Source organism: Leifsonia sp. NPDC102414, from assembly GCF_044765685.1.
Lineage (GTDB): Bacteria > Actinomycetota > Actinomycetes > Actinomycetales > Microbacteriaceae > Leifsonia.
The window spans coordinates 700,547-723,951 of record NZ_JBIWKN010000002.1 but is presented as its reverse complement, the minus strand read 5'-3'; the positions used below and the strand labels follow the sequence as shown (position 1 = coordinate 723,951).

At 67.0% G+C, this 23,405-nt stretch carries 21 protein-coding genes; 15 read left to right on the top strand and 6 right to left on the bottom strand.

Going from position 1 to position 23,405, the window contains the following annotated elements; all coding sequences use genetic code 11:
• Positions 1-195 precede the first annotated feature (195 nt).
• From ACIRCZ_RS11910 to ACIRCZ_RS11900, 3 genes are read left to right on the top strand one after another with little or no spacing between them, the layout of a single operon-like run.
• Positions 196-876 (top strand): response regulator transcription factor, encoded by a 681-nt coding sequence (locus ACIRCZ_RS11910; RefSeq protein ID WP_055897006.1) that lies wholly within the window; start codon positions 196-198, stop codon positions 874-876.
• On the top strand, positions 873-2,027 hold the full coding sequence (locus tag ACIRCZ_RS11905) for a sensor histidine kinase (protein WP_402853261.1): 1,155 nt from the start codon (positions 873-875) through the stop codon (positions 2,025-2,027). Before ACIRCZ_RS11910 ends, ACIRCZ_RS11905 begins: the two co-directional genes overlap by 4 nt.
• Positions 2,024-3,043 (top strand): hypothetical protein, encoded by a 1,020-nt coding sequence (locus ACIRCZ_RS11900; protein WP_402853258.1) that lies wholly within the window; start codon positions 2,024-2,026, stop codon positions 3,041-3,043. The genes ACIRCZ_RS11905 and ACIRCZ_RS11900 overlap by 4 nt, the downstream gene beginning before the upstream one ends.
• Here ACIRCZ_RS11900 and ACIRCZ_RS11895 read toward each other — a convergent pair.
• A complete protein-coding gene (locus tag ACIRCZ_RS11895) occupies positions 3,010-4,578 on the bottom strand; it encodes an SLC13 family permease (RefSeq protein WP_402853255.1) in 1,569 nt (522 codons plus the stop codon). The genes ACIRCZ_RS11900 and ACIRCZ_RS11895 overlap by 34 nt on opposite strands.
• 201 nt (positions 4,579-4,779) lie before the next feature.
• Between ACIRCZ_RS11895 and ACIRCZ_RS11890 the strand changes: the two genes are divergently transcribed.
• From ACIRCZ_RS11890 to ACIRCZ_RS11860, 7 genes are all read left to right on the top strand, one after another.
• Positions 4,780-6,441, top strand: a complete 1,662-nt coding sequence (locus tag ACIRCZ_RS11890; protein ID WP_402853252.1) for an AbgT family transporter — start codon at positions 4,780-4,782, stop codon at positions 6,439-6,441.
• 70 nt (positions 6,442-6,511) lie between these two features.
• A complete protein-coding gene (locus ACIRCZ_RS11885) occupies positions 6,512-8,023 on the top strand; it encodes a leucyl aminopeptidase family protein (protein WP_402853250.1) in 1,512 nt (503 codons plus the stop codon).
• Complete coding sequence (locus ACIRCZ_RS11880; RefSeq protein WP_235500533.1) at positions 8,020-8,382, top strand: META domain-containing protein; 363 nt, start codon at positions 8,020-8,022, stop codon at positions 8,380-8,382. Before ACIRCZ_RS11885 ends, ACIRCZ_RS11880 begins: the two co-directional genes overlap by 4 nt.
• A 350-nt stretch (positions 8,383-8,732) precedes the next feature.
• Positions 8,733-9,269 (top strand): alternate-type signal peptide domain-containing protein, encoded by a 537-nt coding sequence (locus ACIRCZ_RS11875; protein WP_055897022.1) that lies wholly within the window; start codon positions 8,733-8,735, stop codon positions 9,267-9,269.
• Positions 9,270-9,380: 111 nt separating this feature from the next.
• Positions 9,381-9,887 (top strand): hypothetical protein, encoded by a 507-nt coding sequence (locus ACIRCZ_RS11870; protein WP_402853245.1) that lies wholly within the window; start codon positions 9,381-9,383, stop codon positions 9,885-9,887.
• Positions 9,884-10,969 (top strand): RICIN domain-containing protein, encoded by a 1,086-nt coding sequence (locus tag ACIRCZ_RS11865; RefSeq protein ID WP_402853242.1) that lies wholly within the window; start codon positions 9,884-9,886, stop codon positions 10,967-10,969. The genes ACIRCZ_RS11870 and ACIRCZ_RS11865 overlap by 4 nt, the downstream gene beginning before the upstream one ends.
• Positions 10,970-11,686: 717 nt before the next feature.
• Entirely contained in the window at positions 11,687-12,283 is a 597-nt protein-coding gene (locus tag ACIRCZ_RS11860; RefSeq protein WP_402853623.1) for a signal peptidase I, read from the top strand.
• Between the two features lie 402 nt (positions 12,284-12,685).
• On the opposite strand, the gene ACIRCZ_RS11855 is transcribed toward ACIRCZ_RS11860, so the two are convergent.
• Complete coding sequence (locus tag ACIRCZ_RS11855; RefSeq protein WP_402853239.1) at positions 12,686-13,108, bottom strand: hypothetical protein; 423 nt, start codon at positions 13,106-13,108, stop codon at positions 12,686-12,688.
• A 183-nt stretch (positions 13,109-13,291) separates the two neighbouring features.
• On the opposite strand from ACIRCZ_RS11855, the gene ACIRCZ_RS11850 reads away from it, so the two are divergent.
• Both ACIRCZ_RS11850 and ACIRCZ_RS11845 read left to right on the top strand, forming a co-directional pair.
• Positions 13,292-13,528: a hypothetical protein gene (locus tag ACIRCZ_RS11850; protein WP_402853236.1), complete on the top strand. Its 237-nt coding sequence runs from the start codon at positions 13,292-13,294 to the stop codon at positions 13,526-13,528.
• Positions 13,529-13,801: 273 nt separating this feature from the next.
• Positions 13,802-15,250 carry a phytoene desaturase family protein gene (locus tag ACIRCZ_RS11845; RefSeq protein ID WP_402853233.1) on the top strand — a complete coding sequence of 483 codons (1,449 nt, stop codon included), beginning with the start codon at positions 13,802-13,804 and terminating at the stop codon, positions 15,248-15,250.
• A gap of 33 nt (positions 15,251-15,283) precedes the next feature.
• On the opposite strand, the gene ACIRCZ_RS11840 is transcribed toward ACIRCZ_RS11845, so the two are convergent.
• Together ACIRCZ_RS11840 and ACIRCZ_RS11835 are read right to left on the bottom strand one after the other, a co-directional pair.
• Entirely contained in the window at positions 15,284-16,288 is a 1,005-nt protein-coding gene (locus ACIRCZ_RS11840; protein WP_402853230.1) for an Ig-like domain-containing protein, read from the bottom strand.
• Positions 16,289-16,295: 7 nt separating this feature from the next.
• Positions 16,296-18,062 carry a sigma-70 family RNA polymerase sigma factor gene (locus ACIRCZ_RS11835; protein WP_402853228.1) on the bottom strand — a complete coding sequence of 589 codons (1,767 nt, stop codon included), beginning with the start codon at positions 18,060-18,062 and terminating at the stop codon, positions 16,296-16,298.
• Between the two features lie 262 nt (positions 18,063-18,324).
• On the opposite strand from ACIRCZ_RS11835, the gene ACIRCZ_RS11830 reads away from it, so the two are divergent.
• Together ACIRCZ_RS11830 and ACIRCZ_RS11825 are read left to right on the top strand one after the other, a co-directional pair.
• Entirely contained in the window at positions 18,325-20,307 is a 1,983-nt protein-coding gene (locus ACIRCZ_RS11830; RefSeq protein ID WP_402853226.1) for a collagen binding domain-containing protein, read from the top strand.
• A 9-nt stretch (positions 20,308-20,316) separates the two neighbouring features.
• Positions 20,317-20,754 (top strand): MarR family winged helix-turn-helix transcriptional regulator, encoded by a 438-nt coding sequence (locus tag ACIRCZ_RS11825; protein ID WP_055897048.1) that lies wholly within the window; start codon positions 20,317-20,319, stop codon positions 20,752-20,754.
• 36 nt (positions 20,755-20,790) lie between these two features.
• Here the strand turns inward: ACIRCZ_RS11825 and ACIRCZ_RS11820 are convergent, their stop codons facing one another.
• Positions 20,791-21,000, bottom strand: coding sequence for a hypothetical protein (locus tag ACIRCZ_RS11820; RefSeq protein ID WP_055897053.1), 210 nt, complete (start codon positions 20,998-21,000; stop codon positions 20,791-20,793).
• A gap of 90 nt (positions 21,001-21,090) precedes the next feature.
• On the opposite strand from ACIRCZ_RS11820, the gene ACIRCZ_RS11815 reads away from it, so the two are divergent.
• Entirely contained in the window at positions 21,091-21,462 is a 372-nt protein-coding gene (locus ACIRCZ_RS11815) for a MerR family transcriptional regulator (RefSeq protein WP_055897056.1), read from the top strand.
• 47 nt (positions 21,463-21,509) lie between these two features.
• On the opposite strand, the gene ACIRCZ_RS11810 is transcribed toward ACIRCZ_RS11815, so the two are convergent.
• The gene (locus tag ACIRCZ_RS11810; RefSeq protein ID WP_402853221.1) at positions 21,510-23,330 is read right to left on the bottom strand and encodes a glycoside hydrolase family 2 protein; all 1,821 of its coding nucleotides are present in this window, start codon (positions 23,328-23,330) and stop codon (positions 21,510-21,512) included.
• Positions 23,331-23,405: the final 75 nt, after the last annotated feature.

Below are 23,405 nucleotides of genomic sequence, written 5' to 3'. Positions count from 1 at the left end.
TCGAGGACGCCGCCAGCTCCAGTATGGGGGGGATAGAGCTGGCGGCGCCGGTTCCGCGCCTTCAGACGCGAAACGGGAGGCAAGCACAGAGAAGATGCGCCTCCACTGAGTAAGACACACCACCGCCGAATCCATCACGCCAGCGCCGAATCCGCCACCTACCGGCGTCGTCGACCGGGCCTCTGGGTGCCCGATATGCTGACCTCACGCGCGGGAGGAACGACAGACGGCGAGTTAGCAACGATGACCATTCGGGTTGGAATCGTGGAGGATCATCCCGCCATGATGCTCGGGACGATAGCGATCGTGAACGCCCAGCCAGACTTGCGCGTCGTTGCGGCGGCGAACAGCATCCGTCAGGTGCTGGCGCTGCGAGAGTTCCCCGACGTGGTGCTGCTCGACCTCTCGCTGAGCGACGACTCGAGCCCGTTCGCGAACACACAGCTTTTGGCCGCGGGCGGCGCGCGCGTGCTGGCGTACACGTCGGGTGACCGTCCCGAGCTGGTCCGCGATGCCGCGCGAGCCGGGGCAGTGGGGATGATCCGCAAGACGGAGCAGACCAGCGCCATCGTCGACGCTGTCAGGACGGCGGCTCGGGGCGGGGTGGTCGCCGGCGCGGATTGGGCGGCGGCGCTGGAGGGCGATCGCCTTCTCACCGATGCCAGGCTCACCCCCCGCGAGTCCGAGGTATTGGCGCTGTATGCCTCAGGCGCAACGGCGGACCATGTTGCGGAGCTGCTGTACCTGTCCCGCGACACCGTGACAGAGCACATCAGCAACATCCGCAAGAAGTACCTGGCGGTGGACCGGTCAGCACCGACCAAGGTCGACCTGTTCCGCCGCGCAGTCGAGGACGGCTTGGTCGACTCGCTGTGAACAGTCCGCGACCCGCCGCCCCGTGGGCGATCGAGCGCATGCTCGGGTGGGTACTTGCGCTCGGCGGGCTGGTGCTGACGCTCGCCGCCGGCGACCGCGTCCTCCGGACGACGGACGAGTTCGTGCTGTGGTGGTCGGCGCTCGCGTTCGCGGCAGTCGGCCTCATCGCAGCGATCGCCGCGGGGGGTCGCGTGCTTCCTCTGCGGATCGTGCACGCGCTCGGCGTCTCGGCCATCGTCGTCACGATCCTCGCCCAGGCGACCGTTTTCCTCGGGTACAACGGCGCGCATCCCGACCTGCTCCGGCCGTGGATCTGGGCGCTGGAGCCGATCATGATGTGTTTTGTGGCGCTGATCACCCCGTTGCCGATCACGATCGGATACGTCGTCCTCAGTACGCTCGCTCCGGCGCTTTCCGGACTCCTCTTCCTCGGACGCGTGCCGCACGAGGTGCTGCTGCAGACTCCGATCCATCTGGGCAATGCAGCCTTCGTCGCGATCCTGATCGGAATCCGGTCCCGGCTTCGCGACAGGGAACGGATCGAGCAGGAGGACCGTCGCAGCGTCGAGCGCGGGGCACTGTCTCAGGCGCGAGCCGAGCGGCAGGAAGAGCTCTCCCGCCTGGTGCACGACGAGGTCCTCTCGACACTGGTCGCGGCCACACGGCTGCCGGGGAAACCCATCCCCGAGTTGCGGGCGGCCGCGGAGGTCGCGTTGCGTGTGCTGGGTGCCGCTGCTGCGCCGGACGCCGAGGACGGAGCAGAGGAGGACGTGTGCAAAGCCCGTCAGCGGCTCGTCACGATCGCGTCGCGGTGGATTCAGCCGGCTGACGCCCGCATCGACGCCGCGATCGGGCGCCTCCCCACGCTTGTGGTGTCCGAGGCGGGACGAGCGATGGCGGAGGCGCTGCGCAACTCTGCTCTGCACGCCGATGGAGCGACGACTCGCCGGGTGACCGGAGTGATCGGCCCGGACGCGCTCCGCTTGGTCGTCACCGACGATGGCCCCGGCTTCGATGTCGATACCGTGCCCGCGGAACGGGTGGGCGTGAGGGGCAGCATTCTCGGGCGGATGCGAAAGCTGCCAGGTGGGTCTGCGACGATCCGCTCTGATGTGTCCGGCACCCGCGTCGAGCTGGAGTGGCTCCGATGAGCCCAGCACCCGCGAGGACGGCCAGCGCCGGGCTCGCGACCACGGGCGCCAGGGTGGCACTGATCGTGGTCTGGCTGACGGGCGTCGCGCAGGCTGTGCTCGGTGGGTGGTTCCGCGACTCGGGTGGCGCGATCGGGGTCGTCGGCTTCCTGCTGCCCTTAGCCGGAGCGGTGCTGGTCACCTCGCCCGCGCCCGGGCCGCTGCCGCGGCGGCGGGCGCTGATCGTGCTCGCCGGTCTGCTCGTGGTGGCGGTGTCCGTGCTCCTGTTCCTCGAGCTGGCAGACCCCAGCGCCGGCGAGGTCTGGCTGTTCAACGTGAACTCGTATCTGGCGGCGCTCCTGATCATGCGCGGCAATGTCGTGATCGGCGGCATCGGAACCGTCGCCGTCGTCGCGTTCGCACTGGCGTGGGGGGTGTACAGCGGGCGTCTGGGCGTGGATCTCGCCGAGCTGGTCCTCCCCGCCGTCAGCGCTGCAATCGTGGGCGCGACCTGGCGCTTCGTCCTCGCCGCGGTGGTCCGTCGCGAGCATTCCGCCCGCGAACGAGCGGCACTGGCCGATGCCGAAGCCCGTGCCGCGGAAGACGCGACGCGAGCATCCCGCGCAGAGCTCGCAGAGATCCTGCGGATCGCCCGACCATCACTGAACGATCTCGCCGCAGGTCGGACGATCGACGACGGGTTCCTCCGGCAGCTCACTGTCGCCGAGGGTGGGATTCGGGACCGCATCCGGGCTGCGGGGCTCGCGCATCCAGCGCTGGCGGAGGCTGTGGACGCGGCGCGGCGCGGCGGCGCACGCGTCCTGATGCTCGGCGGAGAGGACCCGTCGGGAGCGGTGATCTCCGACACCCTCGCCGGGGCCCTCGCCGAGCTGGTGGCACAGACGGTCGACATCACCATCCAGGCACGAGGAAGGGGTGTCGTCTCTGTACTCATGCGTCCGGAGGGAGGCCCGGCCGTGCGGGTGCTCCTCGACGCGGAAGGTCAACCCGTGAACGGCCAGACGAGCGGCACGTAGAACACCGCCACCAGGAAGTACAGCGCCATCATCGGCAGGCCGAGTCTGGCGTAGTCGCCGAACCGATAGGCTCCCGGCTCCATCACCATCAGATTCGCCGGTGTCGCGACAGGGGTGAGGAACGCTGCGGCACCCGCGACGGTGAGCCCCATCAGGAACGGCAACACGGATTGGTGTGTGGCATCGGCCAGGGCGACAGCGACCGGCGCGACGATCAGCACCGTCGCCGTGTTGCTGATCAATTGGCCGAGAACCAGAGTGATCAGCACGATGACCGCCAGAGCAGCATATGGGCCGGCGTCGCCGAGCAGCGAGCTCAGCGCATCCGCGATCGCCGTCGCCGCACCGGTCGTCTGGAATGCCGTGGCCATCGGGATCATCCCTGCCACCAGAATGACCGTCGTCCACGAGATCGACCGGTACGCGCGCGTGACGGACACCACCTTGGTGAGCACGAGCGCCACGGCGGCCAGCATTCCCGCGACGGCGGCGGGGACGATCCCCGTGGCGAGGAGCACGATCATCACGAACAGGATCACGGCGGCTCGCTTGGCCCCCGCGCCGAGCGGCACCGCGCGGCGGAGCGTGGCGGGATCGTCGACGACGAGCACTTCGCCGCTCCCGCTGGTGTGCTTGTGGAGGTCGTCCCAGCTTCCGTCGAGCAACAGTGCGTCGCCGGCTCGCAGGACCGCTCCCCTCTCGGCGAGCGGCTCCCCCGCGCGGTTCACGCCGAGGATCATCAGGTCTCCGCTCGGGGTGCACATTCCGGCGAAAACGTGCAGGCCGATCAGGCTGGACCGCGGCGGCACGACGACTTCGGCGATCCCCCGTCCTGCCGTCATCATCGCGCGATCGGATGCGACCTCGTAGTCTGCCCGCAGGGTCGCGGCGAGCTGTTCCACGTCGATCGGCGCGGAAGCGGCTGTGCGGTGCGGCAGGAGGCGCGATCCGAACAGGAGGATGATCGCCAACGTGCCGACCAGCAGCGGCAGGCCGGCCAGTGCGAATTCGAAGAAACCGAACTGCCGTCCGCCGGAGTCGGCGGAGAGATCGGACACGATGATGTTCACCGGAGTGCCGGTGAGGGCGAGCATGGATCCCGCGTGCGCAGAGAACGCGAGAGGGATCAGCATCTGAGAGGGGGCGATCTTCGCTCGTGCCGCCACGACGACCACGAGGGGCAGCAGGGCGGCGACGGAGCCGTTCACGCTGATCACCGCGGTCACCACCGCGACGAGGATGCCGATCGTCAGGAGCAGTGGCACGCGTCGCACGCCGGCGCGGCTGATCACCTCCTGCCCCGCCCAGGCCACGATCCCGGTCGATTCGAGCGCTTCGCTCACCACGAACAGGGAAGCGATGAACAGCACCGTGGGATCGCCGAACCCGGCCAGCGCCTGCTGAAGGTCCAGGATGCCGGTGAGATAGAGCGCGAGCGAGACGCCGATCGCGACCGCGCCGAGTGGAATCCGGTTCGAGACGAAGGCCACCACCGCGACGGAAAGGATGACGAGGGTGGTGACGATCGGATCCATTGCCCTGACACTAGGGCGGCCGTCACCCCTGTCCCACCCCCATGTCTGGGGGGTTATCTTGCAGGTCGGACGCGCCACTCGGAATCATGGAAACGGCGGCGGATGTCCTCGCCACCGATCCGTGCACCGTACTGAAAGGGCGTCATCCGTGGCCTTGCACCGAAGTCGTCCGCAGTCCGTCCGGCGACCGGCGCGTGCATCGTGAGCAGTGACGCGGCCGCGCTGACGAAAGCCCCGAACAAGGGCTTTCTGAACTGGATCGAGAAGGCCGGCAACAAGGTGCCGAACCCGACGATCATGTTCCTCTACCTGATCGCCTTCATCGCGGTGCTCTCCGCAATCCTGTCCTGGGTGGGAGTGTCCGTCACCGACGAGGTCGTCACCCCTCTTCCGCACGATCAGTTCGCGCAGGTCAACGAACAGTTCGGCGGGAACTGGCAGATCTTCGACACCACGACCGGTCAGCCGGCGGATGTGCCCGACTACACGGTCGAGACGCGCACCGTCGAAGTGCAGAACCTGATCTCCATCGAAGGCATCCGCTTCTTCTTCTCGTCGTTCGTCAACAACTTCGCCGGCTTCGGGGTCGTCGCCGTCGTCCTGATCGCGATGGCCGGTGTCGGCGTCGCTGAGCACGCCGGCCTCATGGGGGCGCTCATCCGGCGAACGGTGAAGGTCGCTCCCAAGCGGTGGCTGGCGTTCATTCTCATCTTCGTCGGCGTGCTCTCTTCGGTGGCGACGGACGCCGGTTACCTCATCCTGGTGCCGCTCGCCGCCGCCGCGTTCTTCACCGTCGGCAGACATCCACTCGCAGGGCTTGCAGCGGCGTTCGCCGCCGTCGGCGCCGTGTTCGGGGTGAACCTGCTGATTACTCCGAGCGACAGCATGCTCACCGAGGTCACAAATGAGGTACTCTCGGCCGCAGGGATGAAGACCCTCGAGGTCACCCAGAACTACTACTTCTCCGTCGCCTCGTCGATTCTGATGGCAGTGGTGGTGCTGCTCGTGACGGTCTTCATCACCGAGAAACGACTCGGCCCGTTCAATCCGGCGGACTACACGGCGGGCGACGGCGCGGACGAGAAGGTCGACGAGAAGGCGGAAGCGCGAGGGCTGAGGTTCTCGTTCTGGGCGCTGATCGGCTTCATCGCGGTCATCGTGCTCCTCACCGCTCCCCCAGGCGCGCCGCTGCGCGACCCGGAGACCGGCGCGATCATCGGCACCACGCCATTCATGGCCAGCCTCGTCTTCATCATCACGCTCGCGTTCCTGGTCTGCGGCGTCGCATACGGAGCGGGGGCGAAGACGCTCGTCGGCGGGAACGCCGCCGTAGCGGCGATCGCCAAGACTTTCGGGAGCCTCGGCGGCCTGCTCTTGATGTTCCTGATGATCGCGCAGTTCATCGCGCTCTTCAACTGGTCGAACCTGCCGACGGTCGCCGCGATCTCGGCGGCCGAATTTCTGAAGTCGGCGAGCGTTCCGGCGATCGTGCTGCTGGTCGCGTTCATCCTGGTGATCGTGATTCTGGACTTCATCCTCCCCGGGCTGGTGCCCAAGTGGGTGATCTTCGCGCCCGTATTCATCCCGATCTTCGCCTCGCTCCACGTGGCCCCGCAGACGCTGCTGGCCGCTTATCGAGTCGGCGACTCACCCATCAATGTCCTGACCCCGCTGATGGTGTACTTGCCGTTCATGGTCACCGTCGCGCAGCGGTACAAGAAGGACGCCGGTATCGGCACCATCATCGCGCTGATGATTCCGTACACGGTCGCGATCCTGGTGAGCTGGACGCTGCTGTTCATCGCCTGGTTCCTGCTGGGGATCCCGTGGGGCCCTGGCTCTCCGGTGCAAACCGGCGGCTAGGGCCGCCCGGAGTCGATCGTCGCCCCCGCCATTCGTCACCCCGCCATTCGTCATCAGAGGAGCACAGAACATGACCAGCAGGCAGAACACGGTGACCCAGGCCGATATCGCCGCCGTTCCGGGGCTCGACGCCCTGGATGCGGTGTCGGTGATCGTCGGCTCGCAGACCGATGCCGAGGCGATCGGCATCGGCGTGTACTCCGACGCCGACGTGCCACGGTCCCTCGGGTTCGATCGTGCAGACCTCGCGGACGCGGGATTCGAGGGGAAGGCGGGCTCTGCCCTGCTGCTGCCGCAGGCATCAGGGCCGGATCTGGTCGCGGTCGGTCTCGGACCCCTGGCCGATGTCGACGCAGCGGGCTTCCGCGACGCCGCCGCATCCCTCGTCCGGACCGCATCCCGCAGGGCCAGGCTGAGCCTTCGCGTCGACGACCTGGCCGGCGTCGACCCGCTCTCCGCGATCCGTGCAGCCACCGAGGGCGCCCTCCTGGCCGGCTACCGCTACACGGCGCTGAAGAAGACCTCGACGCACGTTCCGTTGATCTCGTTCACGCTGGATGTTCCGGACACGGACGGCGCGGACCTCGCCATCGCTGCCGCCTTCGTATCGGCCCGCGCCACCATCGTCGCCCGCGATCTGGCGAACACCCCTCCCGGTCACCTGACCGCGACGAAGCTGGGCGAGATCGCCGTCGAGCTCGGCACGCGATTCGGGTTCGGGGTGGAGCTGTTCGACAAGCAGGCGCTCGTCGAGCTCGGCTGCGGAGGTCTTCTGGGCGTGAACCAGGGCTCGACGGAGGAGCCTCGGATGATCAAGCTCGAGTACACGCCCCAGGATGCGACGGGTCATCTGGGTCTCGTCGGCAAGGGCATCATGTTCGATTCCGGCGGCATCAGCCTGAAGCCGAGCGACCCGATGCATCTGCTCATGAAGATGGACATGAGCGGCGCCGCTGCCGTGCTCGGCGCGTTCACGGGGCTGCGCGACAGCGGAGTGCGCACCAGAGTGACCGGCTGGCTGATGTGCACCGACAACATGCCCTCCGGCACGGCGTACAAACTCGGCGATGTGCTCACCGCGCGCGATGGAACCACTGTCGAGGTGAAGAACACCGACGCCGAAGGGCGCTTGGTGATGATGGACGCACTCGTGCTCGCGAACGAGGCAGCCGTGGATGCCATCGTCGACATCGCGACGCTGACCGGTGCGGCCCTGGTATCGCTCGGCGCATCCACCGCCCCGATCTTCGGCAATGACTCTCGCACGGTCGAGTTGGTCCGCGCGGCATCCGCTGCCGCCGACGAACCGGTGTGGCAGCTGCCGCTGGAGCAGAAGTACCGCCGGCAGTTGGACTCCACCATCGCCGACATCGCCAACCTCGGCGGCCCATACGCCGGTGCCACCACCGCCGCGTTGTTCCTCCAGCACTTCGTGGGCGGAACCCCGTGGGCGCACCTCGATATCGCGGGCACCATGCACGTGGACCAGGACGACTCCTGGCGGACCGTCGGCGCGACCGGATTCGGGGCACGGATTCTGCTCGAGACCGCCCGCACGTTCGCCAAGAAGGACGCAGCATGACGCGTTCACACCGGATGGCGCTGTTCTCGATCACGGCACTCGCCACGACACTGATACTGACGGGATGCGCTCCCGCTGCGGCGCCTCCTGCCGGCACCTGGGGTTCATCCACGGAGGGCGAGCCCCAGCTCGTCCTGCAAGCGAACGGCTCCCTGTCCGGCACAGACGGATGCAACCGTCTCAGCGGAACCTGGAGCACATCGGGAAGAACGGTGACGTTCGGGGAAGTGGCGTCCACGCGGATGGCGTGCCCGGGGGTGGACACCTGGCTGACCGACCTGGCCACGGCGACCGTTTCCGGCACCACCATGCACGTCCTCAACTCTTCCGGCACCGAGATCGGAAAACTCTCCCGCTGAGCCGGCGGATGGGGACACCCATACGCCTTCGGTAGCGCCGTCGCGCACCGACCTCCGGCCACCCAGCCGGCCGGACCGCCACGCCACGCCACCGGGAGCTTTCGGCTGTCCCACGACAGCCCGGAATCGTGCCTCGAACGGAAACTCGGATCGCCCACTCGGCGCCGTTGCCGCCTTCCGGGGGCGGACGCGAAGAATCCGCGTTATCGACAGCTCCCCATCGGGTCTTCAAGGGTGGGTCAGCTGTATCTCAGCATGAATCAGTGTCGACCCGACGCGAACACGAGCCCGCTCACGCAGGCACGGGGTCGCGCACGCGGTTATTACAACGAAGTAGACAGGAGATTCACATGAAAAAGTTGACCACAGGACTCGTGGCAGCGGGCGGAGGGCTCGTTCTCCTCCTCGGCACCTCCGGATCGCTCGCCTTGTGGAACGACGCCGCGAACGTGGACGCCGGCAGCGTCTCGTCCGGTGTGCTCACGGTCGCCGCGACCGGAGGGTCCTGGTCGGATGACCTCGACCACTGGGTTCCGGGCGATTCCGAAACATACACCGCGAACGTGTCCGTCGTCGCGCAGGGCGACAACCTCACCTCGCAGATCTCGATCGACCCAGCATCTATCACGGGCGATCCCGAGCTCCTCGACGCACTCGATGTGTCCCTCACCTTCGGCACACCCACCGGGGGAACTTTCACGCCCGTCGCCGGTGAAAACAACGTCTTCGACGTCGTGCCGGACGATCCGACATCGACCACTCCGATCACAGCTCCCGTGACGGTGACCGTCACCTTCCCCGCCGACTCCGTCACGGACACTGTGGCCCAGGGGCAGACCGTAGAGCTCAGCGGAATGAACTTCGTTCTGCAACAGGTCGCTCCCTAACGAGGCCGGTCAGTGGCACGATACGAAAGGCCGTGCCGGCCGCGGGGCCGAGGAGACGTCACGTCTGCGCGGCCCCGCGGCGGATCACTCTCGACCACGGCCTTCATCGTCGTGATCCTCGCCGTGGCGGCGCTGACGATCACGCGCGGAAGCTACGCGCTCTGGAACGCGACGGCCCCGATCGCCTCCACAACGATCGTGTCCGGCACGTTGACCGCCACCATCGCTGTCGGCACTACGGCCTCGCCGACGAGCACGACAGCGGAATTCGGGCCGGCGACCTGGGCAGGCATGCTGCCCGGAGAGACACGGCTGGCCGACTTCACCGTCGCGAACACCGGCAACACGCCATTCACCCTCGCTGCCTCGCTCGACGATGCCACGGCGAGCAACGGGGACGTACGTTTCGCCGCCGGCCCTGCCCCGTGCCCGGATGACGGCGCAGGCCTCGAAACACTCACGGAAACCGCGGTTCGCATCGGCCCAGTGCAAGCGGCATCACAAGCTCTCACCTATTGCCTGGCGGTGACGCTGCTGCCAGACGTTCCGGCGAGTTCCCAAGGCTCGAGCATCGCCGCGTTCACGTTGCTTCTCTCGGCAGATCAGGAGACGCCATGAAACGAGTCGATCGCGGCCGTCGTACAGCGGTGGCCATGTGCTCCCTCCTCTCTCTAGCACTCGTTCTCTCTGGACTGGGCGGCGGTATGGTCGCGGAGGCATCGTGGAGTGCTCGACTGACCGCCACCGGTGTTGTCGGTGCCGGCAGCGTGTCCGTCTCGGTGGGAGCGCTCCCGCCGATCGCATTCACGAACTCGTCGATGACCGCTACCGCGGCGGTCACCGTCTCGAACACGACCACAGGCGTCAGCCCTTTTCCGGCCGCTGTCGAAACAGAGTTCACGACTTCCAGCACCGACCAGCTCGTCTCATCCACCCGTGCACTCGCGTGGCCCGTGTCGGCCGCGACGGAGTGCACAAACACTGCCATCCCGAACGGGGATGCGGTTCAGGGCACGTGGGCGGGCGGCGTCACGGTGAACACCGCCGCGCTCGCCCCTGGCGACTCCCAGGTCATCTGCATTCGTAGCAGCATCGACTCCCGCCAAGACGCCGCCGCGGTCTCCGGCGCACGGACAGCGGACGTCAGCGTTGAAGCACGGCTGTCCCTCCACGCCTTCGCTGCTACAGCCGAGACCGCTTCCGCGATCAGCACGTCGCAGATCTACCCCTTCGCAACGCTCGGCAACTTCTGGTACAACATCAATCCGTCCGGCCAGTCAGGGTGCTTCGACGTGACCGGCGGGGTCAACACTGCTCCCGGTGCACTGCTAGGAACCTTTCCCTGCCACGGAGATCTGGACCCGAGCTTCTCCAATCAATGGTTCACGCTCACCCCGTTCGGCGGCTCGATCGTGGGCATTCGCTCAGCCGGCCCTGCCAATCGATTCGCTCAACCGAACACGACGGGCGGCGTCGCGATGCAGCTTCGAGACACTGCCGAACCCGCGCAAGGCTGGGAGCCCCAGCTTGTTGCGCCTGGCCTCTTCCAATTTGTGAACGACGCATCCGGACTGTGTCTCACGGCGGGTGTCTCGTCGTCGCCCCTCTCCACACAGGAATGCAATGGATCAGCGCTGCAGTCGTTCAGCGCCACCCAGCTGCCGGTCGCTGCGCCGACGGACACGGGAGACGGAACGTGATGCGCGCGGTGGCCCACGGCTGCCTGCTTGTCCTGACGACGGGCCTGCTCATCGGCACCGGCGGTCCCGCTCTGGCTGACAACGGTGCCGAGCCTGCTCCGCACATCGCCGAAGTCTCCCCGGATGGCATGACGTATACCCGCTCATACAGCGGCCTCTTCGACGGGAACATCCTTGTGCCGCACGGCACGGCGACCGACTCGTTTCTCGTCAAGAACAACGGCACAACGCGTGGGTACCTCCGTATCGTTCTCACCTCCGTCGAGATACCGAATCTCGACGTCCTTGACGCATTGACGATATCGGCGGGCACGACAGAACAGCCTGGGCGGCCGCTGCCTGTCTCCACTGCGAGGCCGTGCCTCACGCTGCTTGAAGGCGCATCGCTACCAGCGGGGCAGAGCGTGCAGGTGAGGTCGGTGCTGGCCTTGAACGATCTCTCGGGAACTCACGGCCAGAACGGTGCCATCGAATTCAGCTTGGAAGTTCTCCTCTCTGAGAGTCCGGCTCAGAACGACGACACGTGTCCGGGAGACAGACCATCCCCTGGACCGATTGCCGATGCGCACCCCGCACCTCCCGGAGCACTTGCAGCAACAGGGCTCGCACACGCTGGGACCGTGACCATGGTCGCTGCAGCAGCGCTCGCTCTCGGCAGTGCTCTTGCCCTGTGGAGGCGTCGGCGCCACTCGACGTCCCCGTCTGGTCGTGGTCCGCATGCCTGAGCTCGCCGTCTCCCCCCGGCATCAGGCGACAAAGGCGCGTCTGCGGCCCCGGAAGATCTTCGCGGCGATCGGCGTTTCTGCGGTGTCCGGCCTGCTCGTCGTCGTTCTGGTCATCGGATTCTTCGCCCTGTGCGTTCCGGCGTTCACTGGATCGCTTTCCTACGCCATCCTCACTTCGTCGATGAAGCCCAGCCTTCCCCCCGGAACGTTCGTGGTCGTGCAACCGACACCGGCAGACGCCCTCCGCGTGGGAGACATCGTCACGTACCAGCTCGTCTCCGGCAAGCCTGCGGTCGTGACGCATCGGATCACCGCGGTGTCCGTCGACTCAGCGGGTTCGCGGGCCTTCACCACCCGGGGCGACAACAACGCCGTCGCCGACGCAAAACCTGTGCGAGCGGAGCAGATCAAGGGGAGGGTCTGGTACGCGATCCCCTATCTCGGTTGGGTATCCACCTTCCGGAGCACGATCGTCGGGGGTGCGATCATCTCGATGATCGGATGGCTCTTGCTGGTGTACGGCCTCGTTCACGTTTCGTTCGTCGCCGTTACCAAGCACCGAAGGCGCACGCTGCAGCGCAGTGACTGAGCCTCATTCACCCGTTCGCGCCTACGGACCCAATGCATAGAAAGCGCACCCATCCGGCTGGTCGTCCCCGACGGGCCGGTCGGATGACCACGGCTCCTAGCCGAACGGCATGGTTCCTTTGGCTTCTCCACGCCATCCGGTCAAGCTAGGAGTTCGCGTCAATAGAGTGTTGACTGCGGCCTCAGCACGATGGCAGCGATGAGCGTTCCATCGGCTACACGGCCACGTTGTCAGCCGAACCGGCGCCAAACAAAGGAAGGCCGCCGGCCCGCGGTCGCGAGCGGGCCGGCGGCAGCGCACCGAGTAAACCCATCGGCACGCTACTGGGCGGGAAACCCGAATAACCCGCCACTCCTTAGACTCCCGACTTCGCACTTTCTAACGCGCGCGGGAGGGTCGCTCCTATCTCGGAGTAAAGACGTAGGTGACCTTGCCTGCCGCAACCGAGACGGACACGAAATACTTCTTGCTCGTTGCACCGAGCGCATCATCAGAGGCTGGAAAGACCTTGAAGCCAGCAGATTCCAGTTTCTTCGCGGCCCGTTCGAGCAGTCCGGAAGAATCCGACTTCACGATCACACGGCGCCCTTTCGAGTCGCCCGTCGTGCCCTCGTCCGTCACGCTGCCGTCGATGATGGGAAGACCCAGCGCGCTGGCGCTGGCGGCCGTCGTAGACGGCGACTTCGCAGGAGCAGGGGTGCACCCCGCGAGCAGCAGCAGCGCGACCGCGCCCGCTACGATCTGCCCGGCAATCCGCCGCTGCCGTTTCGTCGCCTGGGCGCCTTCGCGGTGAAGCTCAATTCTTCCTCCATCGTTCAATTCCATACATGGAGAGACCCGCTCTTCGCCGTTTGATCACGCGGTGGATCAGGGCTGGTTGCGACGAGGTCCAGGGGAAACAGCGGTCACCCCGTTATGAGCGGCACTCGATGCGCTCTGAAACAGGTGAGATGCCACACGATTCGAGCGTGCGCGGACCTATCCGTCGGCGCGGAGTAGCGGGAGCACATGGAGAACAGCACGAAGCGCATCACTCTGGCCTTCTACGTGTCCGCGGAGTTGAGAGCACGCGCTCGCGCCGCGTACCGAGCCACAGGTGGTCTGGAAGGCGACCCCAGCTGGTCCGGGATGTTGCAGAAGGCACTCCTGGCGGAGGTGGAGCGACGTGAGGGAGCCCACAACCGCGGTGACCCGTATGACCCGGTAGACGATGCACCACTCCCCCCTGGCCGACCGAAAATATAGCGCGAGATCACACGCGCGGGATGTCGGAAGTCTGCTCGTCTCGACTCGCCTCTGCCGCGTTATCTGCCGCCCACCCGCGTGTCTGATTACCTGAGCTCGCATGGTCGTGCGGGCCTCGATCCGGGCCGACTGCAGCTCGGGAGCCGGAAGGAAGTACAGGGTGACGGCTCGTCTCCAATCTCCAGCGAAGCGCCACGCCAAGCCACGCTGCGAGTCCGGTCAGAGCGCATCGTCCCGGCAGAACGCAGTTCGGTCGACCAGTCAGGCGGGCTCATGAGTGCGGCTCCCGACGTCGTGATCGTGGGGAGCGGACCGAACGGACTCGCCGCCGCAGTGACGATGGCCAGAGCGGGACTGAGCGTCACGGTATACGAACGGGCCTCTGAAGCTGGTGGTGGCGCTCGCACGGAGGAGCTCACGATCCCCGGCTACCTGCACGACGTGTGCTCCGCTGTGCACCCGATGGCCTTGGCTTCACCGTTCTTCGAACGATTCGAGCTCGCGAAGCGGGTCGAGTTCCTCACGCCCGACCTTTCCTATGCACATCTTGCTCCCACGTTCGTGGGACTGTCCTACCGGGATCTCGATCGCACGGCCGACGGTCTCGGCGCAGACGGTCGAGCATGGAAGTCCGTGATGGGTCCCCTCACCAGGCAGATCAGCGGCCTGGTGGACCTGTCCTCTGGCGCACCCCTTCGGTTTCCTACCTCGCTTTCCGCAGCCGTGCGACTCGTCGCATCCGTCGTCGAACACGGTTCACCGCTGGGAACATTGCGGTTCCGTGAGGACATCGCCCCGGCACTTCTCGCTGGACTCGGCGCGCACACGGTGCAGCCGATGCCGACATTCGGAGCTGCAGCCGTCGGGCTCGTCCTCGGCGCACACGCGCACGCGAGGGGCTGGCCCATCCCGGTGGGTGGGAGCAAGTCGATCGTCAACGCCCTCATCGACGACCTTGTGCGCCACGGCGGGGAACTTGTGCTCGACCATCAGGTGGACACCCTTGAAGCCCTGCCACCCGCACGATGCGTCATGCTGGATGTGAGCGCCCGCGGATTCCTGAACATGGCACGCAACCGCTTGCCCTCCGGCTATCAACGCCGACTTTCGAACTTTCACTACGGTCCAGGCGTCGCAAAGGTCGACTTCGCGCTTGCCGGTCCTGTTCCCTGGTCCAACGCGGAACTGTCGGATGCAGGAACGATACACGTCGGCGGCACGGCGACTCACGTGGGACGTACGGAGCGGGAGATCGCGCGCGGGCGTCACGCCGAAGATCCGTACCTCCTCCTTTCGCAGCCGACGCGCTTCGACCCTTCCCGAGCCCCCAGCGGAGGGCACGTGCTGTATGCGTACGCGCACGTGCCAGCAGGATCGACGCGTGACCAGCTGGACACCGTCACCCGCTCGGTCGAGCGCTACGCCCCCGGTTTTCGCGATCTCATCATTGGAACGAACAGCGCCACGGCTGCAGACCTTGCCGCTCACAATCCGAACTATGTCGGTGGTGACATCGGCGCCGGTGCCGTCACCATGTGGCAGATCGCCGGCCGGCCGAGGCTCGTGGGCTCGCCGTGGACCACGCCGATCGACGGCGTCTACTTGTGCTCCTCCTCCACATCGCCCGGCCCGGGGGTCCACGGCTTGTGTGGGTGGAACGCGGCTAAAGTTGCGCTGAGGAAGACATTCGGGTTGCGGGAGCCTGACTTACGATTCGAATGAGATTTCGTGACGCACGTGATTTTCTGGAGTGACTTACATGTCATGAGGGTCGACGACCTGAATGGTCACGGACCCGATCGTCGATTCGTCGACAACTGCAGACACGTCATGCGTATGTGACAGTGCGGCAACCGCCGTGGTGGTCGCGCTTCCGTCCGCGTCCGTGATTGCCTGACCAGTCGTCAGGAGGAACCTGGGGCTGGGTGTGAAGTGAACGTGCGCTCCGGCGACCGGATTGCCGTTCGCGTCGGTGACCTTCGCCTGTACCAGATAGAAACCCTGCTCTTCGTATCGAAGCACGTCCGGAGAGATTGTGAGCGTGGAACGCGAACCGTCTGGCACGCCCGGCCGAAAGCGAGCCACCTCTTCCCAGAGCTCGATGCCCTTCCACGTGACGTGGATGCGGTGCGCACCGGCCTGCACGGACGTGAAGCCCGAGCGGAGGACACCATCGTCTCCCGTCGTTTGTGAGCCGACGAGCCTCACTGCCGGATCTGCTGAGATGTGCACCGTGATCCCTGAAACGGGATTGTCGAAGCGATCGAGCAATTGCATCCGTAACCAGTGCGTATCTGTTCCGTCTGCCACGCGAGCGTCAGATGAGCACTCCACGATGGACCGCTCGAGGCTTGGCACGCCAGCGACGAAGAGGGCCTCGCTTCGCTGCCTGACGTCTGACCCTGATACGGCCGCGACGATGCCGACGATTCCTGCCTTTGTCGTTCGGAGTGGTGCGCTCGCCACTCCCATGTCGTTCGTCCGTGTGCTCAGCACATCCTGTCGGGCGTTCTCGAGCGCGAAGGTGATCGCAACACCCGACAACGGCTCCCCTCGCGCGTTTCTCACTGTGGCCGTTGCCGTGTGAGTGTCGGATCCGTTTGCGATTCTTGCGCCGGTTGTCAGTTCGAGGGCGATCGTGGCGGGGGTTTGTCCCCACGGTGGCACCGTCGGGTGTGCGGCTCCGAAAGTCGTGACTATTGCGAGGAGGCCTCCCCCCATTTTGGCTAATGCGGATCGGCCGATTCTGATGGTCGTCACTGGTTCCTCACAGTGTTCGTAGTCGGGTGCTGACGGAGATCCACGGACCGGATCGGTCGCCTGCGGCATATCGGCCGCTCAGACGGAAGTCGAGAACGTGTGGCGGATAGGTCCCGCTCCACGCGCCGTCGGCGTCAAGCCGTGCTGCAACGAGCGCTGAACCGGCATCTGTCTGAAGTTCGAAGTGAGCTCCTGCTCTGCCGTGGACCGCCAGCCTCCAGCCTTGTTCGGAGCGGTCGGCCGTGAGTTGTGGCGACTCGGTCGAGATCTCGACCGCAAGAGAAGTGTCGGGATCGTCTTCGAGCTGAACAATCAGGTGGTCTGAGAGAACCTCGATCTGCTCAGTTCGCCACGTGCCCTCGGCGCTGGCACGTGCCCTGCCGACTTCCACAGCGTCGTGGTAGATCACGACCTCTCTGTGTGCCGGAGCGATTCCGCGCATCACGGGGAAGTACACGTCATTCGGGCCCCGATCCACAGCGACCGCAAGCTCGCCGAGCGAGGTTCGGATCGCACTGGGGTTGGACAGCGGGTGTGTTCCGGCTCCCGGAGTCTCTGTCGGTCTCGGAGTGCTGCGCTCCGCGCGCGGGGGGTCCTCCGGCGGGAGCGTCGGATCTGAAGTGCTTGGGGTGACTGGCGCACCCGACGCACCCGACGCGCCTGACGCGCCCGCGGACGGGGGGCGGGCCTCATCCATCGGCTGAGTGTTAGGAGGATTGATGATGGAGAGACTCGCGAGGGTCGCGGTGAGTATCGTGCCGGCGGCAGCGCTCGCCAGGAGTGCAAGTGGAGGTCGGACCGGCGGCAGATGAAGTTGAGGCGGCTGGGCTCGGGTGCCGCCGAGTACGGCATCATGTTCCCCAGCCGGACCCTGAACGGAGGCCTGGTGCGAAGAGGGGCCGACATCGGCCACGGTCGGTTCGAATCCCTGAGCCGCCAACCGCGTGGCGCCCTCGTCGACTGCGGCGCGATAGCCGATACTGGCCGCCACTCCCACGGCTAGCGGAATCAGTACGAACGTCAGCCTCGAGCTCGCATTCGATGCCTCTCCGGCGAGTGTTGCGCACTTCGGGCAACCGCGAAGGTGGCCCTCGATCCGACCTCGATCGCGCGCGCGAAGCGCGTTCCTGCTGTAGGCGCCGAGCCGCTCGATCACCCATGCGTGAGTGTCGTCCTCCCCCTCCGATGTGATGTGTGCTTGGATCCAAGCCTGCCTCAGGCCCTCCCGCGCTCGGAACGAGAGCATGGATGCGGCCGCTGGGCTGATCCCGAGAAACTTGCCCACCTCGGCTGGGCTGTGACCTTCGACTTCCGAATACCAGAGCGCCTCCTGCCATCGTGGAGGAAGTGTCGCGAACGCCTCCGCCGTCATGCCGCGATCCAGAGCCCGCAGCGTTTCCTGGTCTGTGCTGGATTCGTCCACAATGTCGTCGGCCCAGTCGATCGGCACCTCCCTGTTGCGAGAGCCGATCCGAGCGGCCAGATTGCGGATGGTGACCAGTAAGTACATCCTGAACCCGCTCGTGGGGCCGCCGCCGCGTTTGATCGTGTGCAAGATCCTCGTGAACGCTTCACTGACGAGCTCGTCTGGATCGATTGACGACGTGATCGCGCGCGCTGCCGCTCTGCCCGCGTTGGCGTGGCGAACCCAGAGTTCGCCGTAGGCGGATGCATCGCCGGCACGCGATCGCGCGACGAGCTCACTGTCGGAAGCGTCAGCGTTCTCGAGAGGTTCTTCGGGTGTCGGATCCGTAGGTTCCGGGTGGTTGGGCATGGTTCCTCGTGAATCGATGGGCGAGACGGGTAGTGACACCAGGAGCGGCCTGCCGCACGGACCTTCCTCGGGAGAAGTGTTCCAATCCGTCCGCAGCGGATGCCGTCTTCGATAAAGCACTCAATGTAATAGGTGCAATCTTTCAACAAATATAACGGATTCTTCACCGGGTTGCATGTGGCGGTGTGGGTCGACGAGGGCTTCTGGCGCCGTCGGGAACCGACCATTCACTTTGAGGCGGTGCGGGGTTAGCCTGGCGGACATGCGCCTCAAGCTCCGCGTTGCCGCCCCGGTCCTCCTCGCAGCGCTTGTCGCGCCGCTCTTCCTCACCTCATCGGCATCGGCCGCGACCACCTCGCAGTGGGCCGGGTGGGCGCCACTGACCGGCACGAGCAACAACTACACGACCACCGTGACTGTGGCGAACAACCCGCCGCTGATCGCGGACGTGACCAGCGACTCGCGCTCGGGCTCCGTCGGCGTCATCTCCGGCGCATCCACCTGGCTCGCCGCCGCCACACCGGTCGGGGCGAAGTACGGGTCGAGCCAGGGCAAGCCATACCTCAACCTGCGTCCGCGAGCGGACAACGCGACATCGCCGTCGACGACGACGTACACCTTCCGCACGCCGACGCCGACCTCCGGCTGGACGTTCGTGCTCGGCGACATCGACGCGGACAAGGTGCAGATCCGCGCGGTCGGCCCGGACGGCGTGCCGCTGACGACGGCGCAGCTCGGCTACCGCAGCAGCTTCAACTATTGCGTTCCCGGCGTCTGCACGCCGACGCAGACCCCGGCCGACGTACCCGCCTGGGACCCGGCCACCAGGACCCTGAGCGGCGACCCTGTCGTCAACCCGAAGTCCCTCGACACGGCAGGCGCATCGGCGTGGTTCGAGCCGAACGCGCCCATCGCATCCCTGACGTTCGTGTACACCAGAGTCACCGGCTTCCCGGTCTTCCAGACCTGGTTCGCCTCGCTCGCCCGTGACATCTCCGGAACGGTCACCGACGCCAACACCGGCGCCCTCGACGGCGTGCCCGTGACGCTCACGGATGCGAACGGCACCGTGGTGGGGACCGCGACGACCAGCGGAGGCGGCCACTACGCGTTCCCCGGCTTCCTCGCGACCAGTGGATACACGGTGTCGATCACGCCGCCGCTCGGCAAGATCGCGGTGACCGCGTCCACCGCACCCGCCGACCTGACGACAGCGGATGCTGTGGTCGACTTCGCGGTGCGCGACATCATCCCTGTCGCGGTCAGCGGGACGGTGAAGGACACGAACGGCCACCCCATCGCCGGCGCGACGGTCTCCATCGGCGGCGTCTCCGTGACCACGAACCCGGACGGCAGCTACCTCTTCGACACGGTGCCGGTCGGAACGCACCAGGCGCTGCTGACGCAGCCGGACGGCTACACGCAGACCAGCGGACCAGCGCCGTTCACCATCGTGTCCGGCTCGACGACGCCGATCACCGGCCAGGACTTCGTCGTGGCGGCCAACCCGACCATCAGCGGAACGGTGACGGCCTCCGGCAACGGGGTCGGCGGGGTGACGGTGAGCGCCACAGGCCCTGGCGGAACGGTCAGCACGGTCACCGCCGCGGACGGCAGCTACAGCTTCCCGCGCGTTCCGGCGGGGCCGTACACGGTGACCGTCACGCCGCCTGACGGCCTGGTGGTCGACGGTGCGGCGAGCCTCCCCGTCACGGTCGCGGCGGTCGACGTCACAGGCGTGGACTTCGCCCTGGCGAAGACCGGAGACATCGCAGGAACGGTGCTCGACACGACAGGGGCGGGCGTCGCAGGCGCGACGGTCACGATCGACGGGCCGGCGGGCACCGCCACCGTGACCACGGACCAGAGCGGCGCATACGGGGCGACAGGCCTTGTGCCGGGGACATACACGATCGACCTCACGCTGCCGGACGGATACACGACGACGGACCCGCTTACGAAGACCGTGACGATCACGGCCGCCGGGGAGACGTTCGGGGCGGAGAACTACACTGTGGTCGCGCCCGTGGTGGTGCCGCCGACCACACCGCCCGTGACGCCACCGGCGACCCCCGACCCTGGGACGGGGCCGGCTGGGTCTGGAGGGTCAGGGTCGGGAACAGGCGGACTGGCAGCGACCGGGTCCGTCGTGGATGCGACGCCGGCGCTGATCGTGGGGGCCGCGCTGCTCGTCGCTGGCGCTGCGATCAGTGTCGGCAGGCTTGCCCGTCGGCGTCGGACGTAGAATCGGGGGGTGCCCGATGACCTGCTCGCCCTGGAGAACCAGGTCTGCTTCGGCCTCGCCGTCGCCGCTCGCAGCGTGATCGCGCTGTATCGCCCCGTGCTGGAGCCGCTGTCGCTGACGCATCCGCAGTATCTGGTGATGCTCGCGCTGTGGGAGCGCGACCCGCGGTCGGTGAAGGAGCTCAGCGAAGCTCTGCAGTTGGAGCCCGCGACGCTGTCCCCCCTGCTGAAGCGCCTCGAAGCCACCGGGTACGTCGAGCGGAAGCGGAGCACGAGTGACGAGCGCACGCTCGAGGTCACGCTCACGCAGAGCGGCAGGGAGCTGCGGAGCGAGGCGGAGAAGATCCCCGGCCAGATCGTCGCCAGGCTCGGGCTGCCGGTCAGCGAGCTTGAGCACCTGCGCGAGGGATTGCACGCGATCATCGCGGCCGCGTCGCGAACCCCCTGAGCCGGTTACAGCTCCGTCGAGCCGGTCACAGCTCCGTCACGGGCACACGAGACGGGTGGCGTCGCGCTGGCCTTCCGGCCGGAGCACGGTGTGTTCCGTCATCGGCCGTCCACAGATCGGGCACGGGGATGCGGCGGAGCGGTGGTCCGGGCCTTCCGGGTGGCCTGCGCCGAGCTGGGCGGGACCGGCGACGCTGATCAGCTTCTCGTTCATCCGGGTGTACCAGCGCATGAAGCTTCCGGACATGATCTCCTCAATTCGTTAGTGCACTAACTAGTGTACGCCCGATTGACCTTGACCCGCGGGTCAGGGTTTACGCTGTGGGCGGAGGAAGCCATGCAGATCAGCGAACTCGCCCAACGGGCAGGCGTCACGGTGAAGGCTGTGCGCTACTACGAGAGTCTCGGCCTCGTGCTGCCGGACCGGCTCCCCAACGGCTACCGCGACTACACCGACGAGCAGGTGCGCGCCGTCACCGAGATCCGCGAGCTGGCGAACTCGGGCATCTCCCCCAGCAAGGCCACGCCGTTCATCGAATGCCTCGGCACCGGCCACCGGTTCAGCGACGAGTGCTCCGCATCCCTCGCCGCATACCGCGACAGCATCGCCGACCTCGACCAGACCATCGCCGTGCTCACCCGCCGCCGCGAGACCCTCGCCCGCCGCCTCGACACCGGCGCCTCCCGCGCGACCTCACCGGAGGACTGAGCCGCCGGCTCAACGCTGCAGCGCCCCGCCCCGCCCTGCCCCGCCCGTCAGGCGTGCGGACCCTGCACCATTTCACGGATGCGCTCGATCGCGACCTTCGGGCGGCGATCGTCGGTCACCAGGCCGTTGGTCTCCTGCCCCGTGTCCGCGAGCTGGGTGTAGCAGAACCCGGCGAGCACCGGGCTCGCCAGCGTCGCCGCCAGCAGCGCGCCGACGCGGTCGGCGAAGTCTTCCTGGCTCGACGCGGCCGAGTACCCCCATGCGCCGTCGACCTCGTGCGCGCGGTCGACGAACGAGACGCCGCCGAACTCGGTCAGCATCACGGGCGCGTTCCTGTCCCGCTCGCCGCGGACGAGCATCCGGCGACCGGCAGGCCCGAGACCGTCGAAGAGCTGCTCGACCGAGGAAGCCGAGCCGTAGCGCGCGGCGACGACCTCGCCGGACGCCTCGTAGTCGTGGATGGACAGGATGTCCGAACCGACGTGCTCCCAGCCGTCGTTCGAGATGACGGGACGGGTGGGGTCGAGCGCCTTGGTCAGTGAGACGAGCGCGGCGGCGTAGTCGCGCATCCGGCGGTCGTGGGCGAGGTGCTGCACGCCCCAACTCTCGTTGGTCGGCACCCAGGTGACGATCGAGGGATGCGAGTAGTCGCGGTCGACGATGTCCGCCCACTCGCGCGTGGTGCGGGTGACAGCTGTGGGCGTGAACTCGTACGCGGCGGGCGACTCGCCCCAGATCAGCAGGCCGAGGGTGTCTGCGAAGAACAGGAAGCGCGGGTCCTCGTACTTCTGGTGCAGTCGCGCCGCATTGAACCCGAGGTCCTTGATGAGTTGCGCCTCAGCGCGCAGGCCGTCCACCGACGGGGCCGCGAGGTGCGACTGCGGCCAGTAGCCCTGGTTGAGCACGGACCGCACGTAGTACGGGCGGTCGTTGAGCAGGAACCGCCCGCCGGCCACCGCCGCAGAGCGCAGCCCGAGGTAGGAGCGCACACTGTCGGCGCCGACGGACACCACTGCATCGACCAGCCGTGGATGCTCCGGCGACCAGAGCAACTCCTCGTACGCCTGGCCGTTGCGCTGCTGCGGCAGGGGGACCGTCGCCTCGATCGTCCGTCCGACCGCCGGCACGGTCACCGCCCCGAGCGGACGGCCGTCGAAGGTCAGCGCGATCGTGAGCTGCGCGGCGTCGCCGGCAGGGCGGTTCAGCCGGATGCGCGCATCCACTGTGCCTGCCACGAGGTCGGGGGTCCAGTGGATGCGCTCGATCGCCACCTCGGCGACGGCCTCGAGCCACACCGGCTGCCAGATGCCGGTGGTGCGGTGGTACCAGATCGAGTGCGGCTCGCGGTGCCAGTCCTGCTTTCCCCGCGGCTGGGAGAGGTCGGCCGGGTCATCCTCGGCGCGGACCACGACGGAGACGTCTTCCTGGCGGTCGCCTTCCGCGGCGAGCATTGCCGTCACGTCGAAGGAGAACGGCGATCCGCCGCCCTCGTGCTCACCGACGAACCGGCCGCCGACCCAGACGCTGGCGCGGTAGTCGACGGCGCCGAAGTGCAGGATCACGCGCGGTGCGCCGTCACCGGTCCCGATCGTCCCAAGCTCGGCCGCGCCGATCGTCCGCCGGTACCAGACAACGGGATGGAACCCGGTGTCGCCGATCCCGGACATCGGAGACTCGGGAGGGAAGGGGACCACGATCGTGCGGTCGAAGCGGTCTGCGGCACCGTCGGCGAACCAGGACTGCGCGACACCGTCGTCCGCGTCGTCGTATGCGAACGCCCACTCGCCGCCCAGGTCGCACCACTGCTCACGCACGAGTTGCGGGCGTGGGTATGTTCCGTCGAGTGCGCTTGCAGCGGGGAAAGTCATGGACACTATCGTGCCCTAGAAATGCAGCGCTGTAAAACAGTGGATGCTGTCGCGCCGGAATTGCGCAGGGCGGCC

What these genes read in the sequence shown, in the direction of transcription:
- ACIRCZ_RS11855 (WP_402853239.1), bottom strand. Translation starts at nt 13,108, where the DNA reads ATGGAATTGAACGATGGAGGAAGAATTGAGCTTCACCGCGAAGGCGCC.
- ACIRCZ_RS11830 (WP_402853226.1), top strand. Translation starts at nt 18,325, where the DNA reads ATGCGCCTCAAGCTCCGCGTTGCCGCCCCGGTCCTCCTCGCAGCGCTT.
- ACIRCZ_RS11885 (WP_402853250.1), top strand. Translation starts at nt 6,512, where the DNA reads ATGACCAGCAGGCAGAACACGGTGACCCAGGCCGATATCGCCGCCGTT.
- ACIRCZ_RS11880 (WP_235500533.1), top strand. Translation starts at nt 8,020, where the DNA reads ATGACGCGTTCACACCGGATGGCGCTGTTCTCGATCACGGCACTCGCC.
- ACIRCZ_RS11815 (WP_055897056.1), top strand. Translation starts at nt 21,091, where the DNA reads ATGCAGATCAGCGAACTCGCCCAACGGGCAGGCGTCACGGTGAAGGCT.
- ACIRCZ_RS11895 (WP_402853255.1), bottom strand. Translation starts at nt 4,578, where the DNA reads ATGGATCCGATCGTCACCACCCTCGTCATCCTTTCCGTCGCGGTGGTG.
- ACIRCZ_RS11900 (WP_402853258.1), top strand. Translation starts at nt 2,024, where the DNA reads ATGAGCCCAGCACCCGCGAGGACGGCCAGCGCCGGGCTCGCGACCACG.
- ACIRCZ_RS11845 (WP_402853233.1), top strand. Translation starts at nt 13,802, where the DNA reads ATGAGTGCGGCTCCCGACGTCGTGATCGTGGGGAGCGGACCGAACGGA.
- ACIRCZ_RS11875 (WP_055897022.1), top strand. Translation starts at nt 8,733, where the DNA reads ATGAAAAAGTTGACCACAGGACTCGTGGCAGCGGGCGGAGGGCTCGTT.
- ACIRCZ_RS11860 (WP_402853623.1), top strand. Translation starts at nt 11,687, where the DNA reads ATGCCTGAGCTCGCCGTCTCCCCCCGGCATCAGGCGACAAAGGCGCGT.
- ACIRCZ_RS11865 (WP_402853242.1), top strand. Translation starts at nt 9,884, where the DNA reads ATGAAACGAGTCGATCGCGGCCGTCGTACAGCGGTGGCCATGTGCTCC.
- ACIRCZ_RS11910 (WP_055897006.1), top strand. Translation starts at nt 196, where the DNA reads ATGCTGACCTCACGCGCGGGAGGAACGACAGACGGCGAGTTAGCAACG.
- ACIRCZ_RS11835 (WP_402853228.1), bottom strand. Translation starts at nt 18,062, where the DNA reads ATGCCCAACCACCCGGAACCTACGGATCCGACACCCGAAGAACCTCTC.
- ACIRCZ_RS11810 (WP_402853221.1), bottom strand. Translation starts at nt 23,330, where the DNA reads ATGACTTTCCCCGCTGCAAGCGCACTCGACGGAACATACCCACGCCCG.
- ACIRCZ_RS11820 (WP_055897053.1), bottom strand. Translation starts at nt 21,000, where the DNA reads ATGTCCGGAAGCTTCATGCGCTGGTACACCCGGATGAACGAGAAGCTG.
- ACIRCZ_RS11850 (WP_402853236.1), top strand. Translation starts at nt 13,292, where the DNA reads ATGGAGAACAGCACGAAGCGCATCACTCTGGCCTTCTACGTGTCCGCG.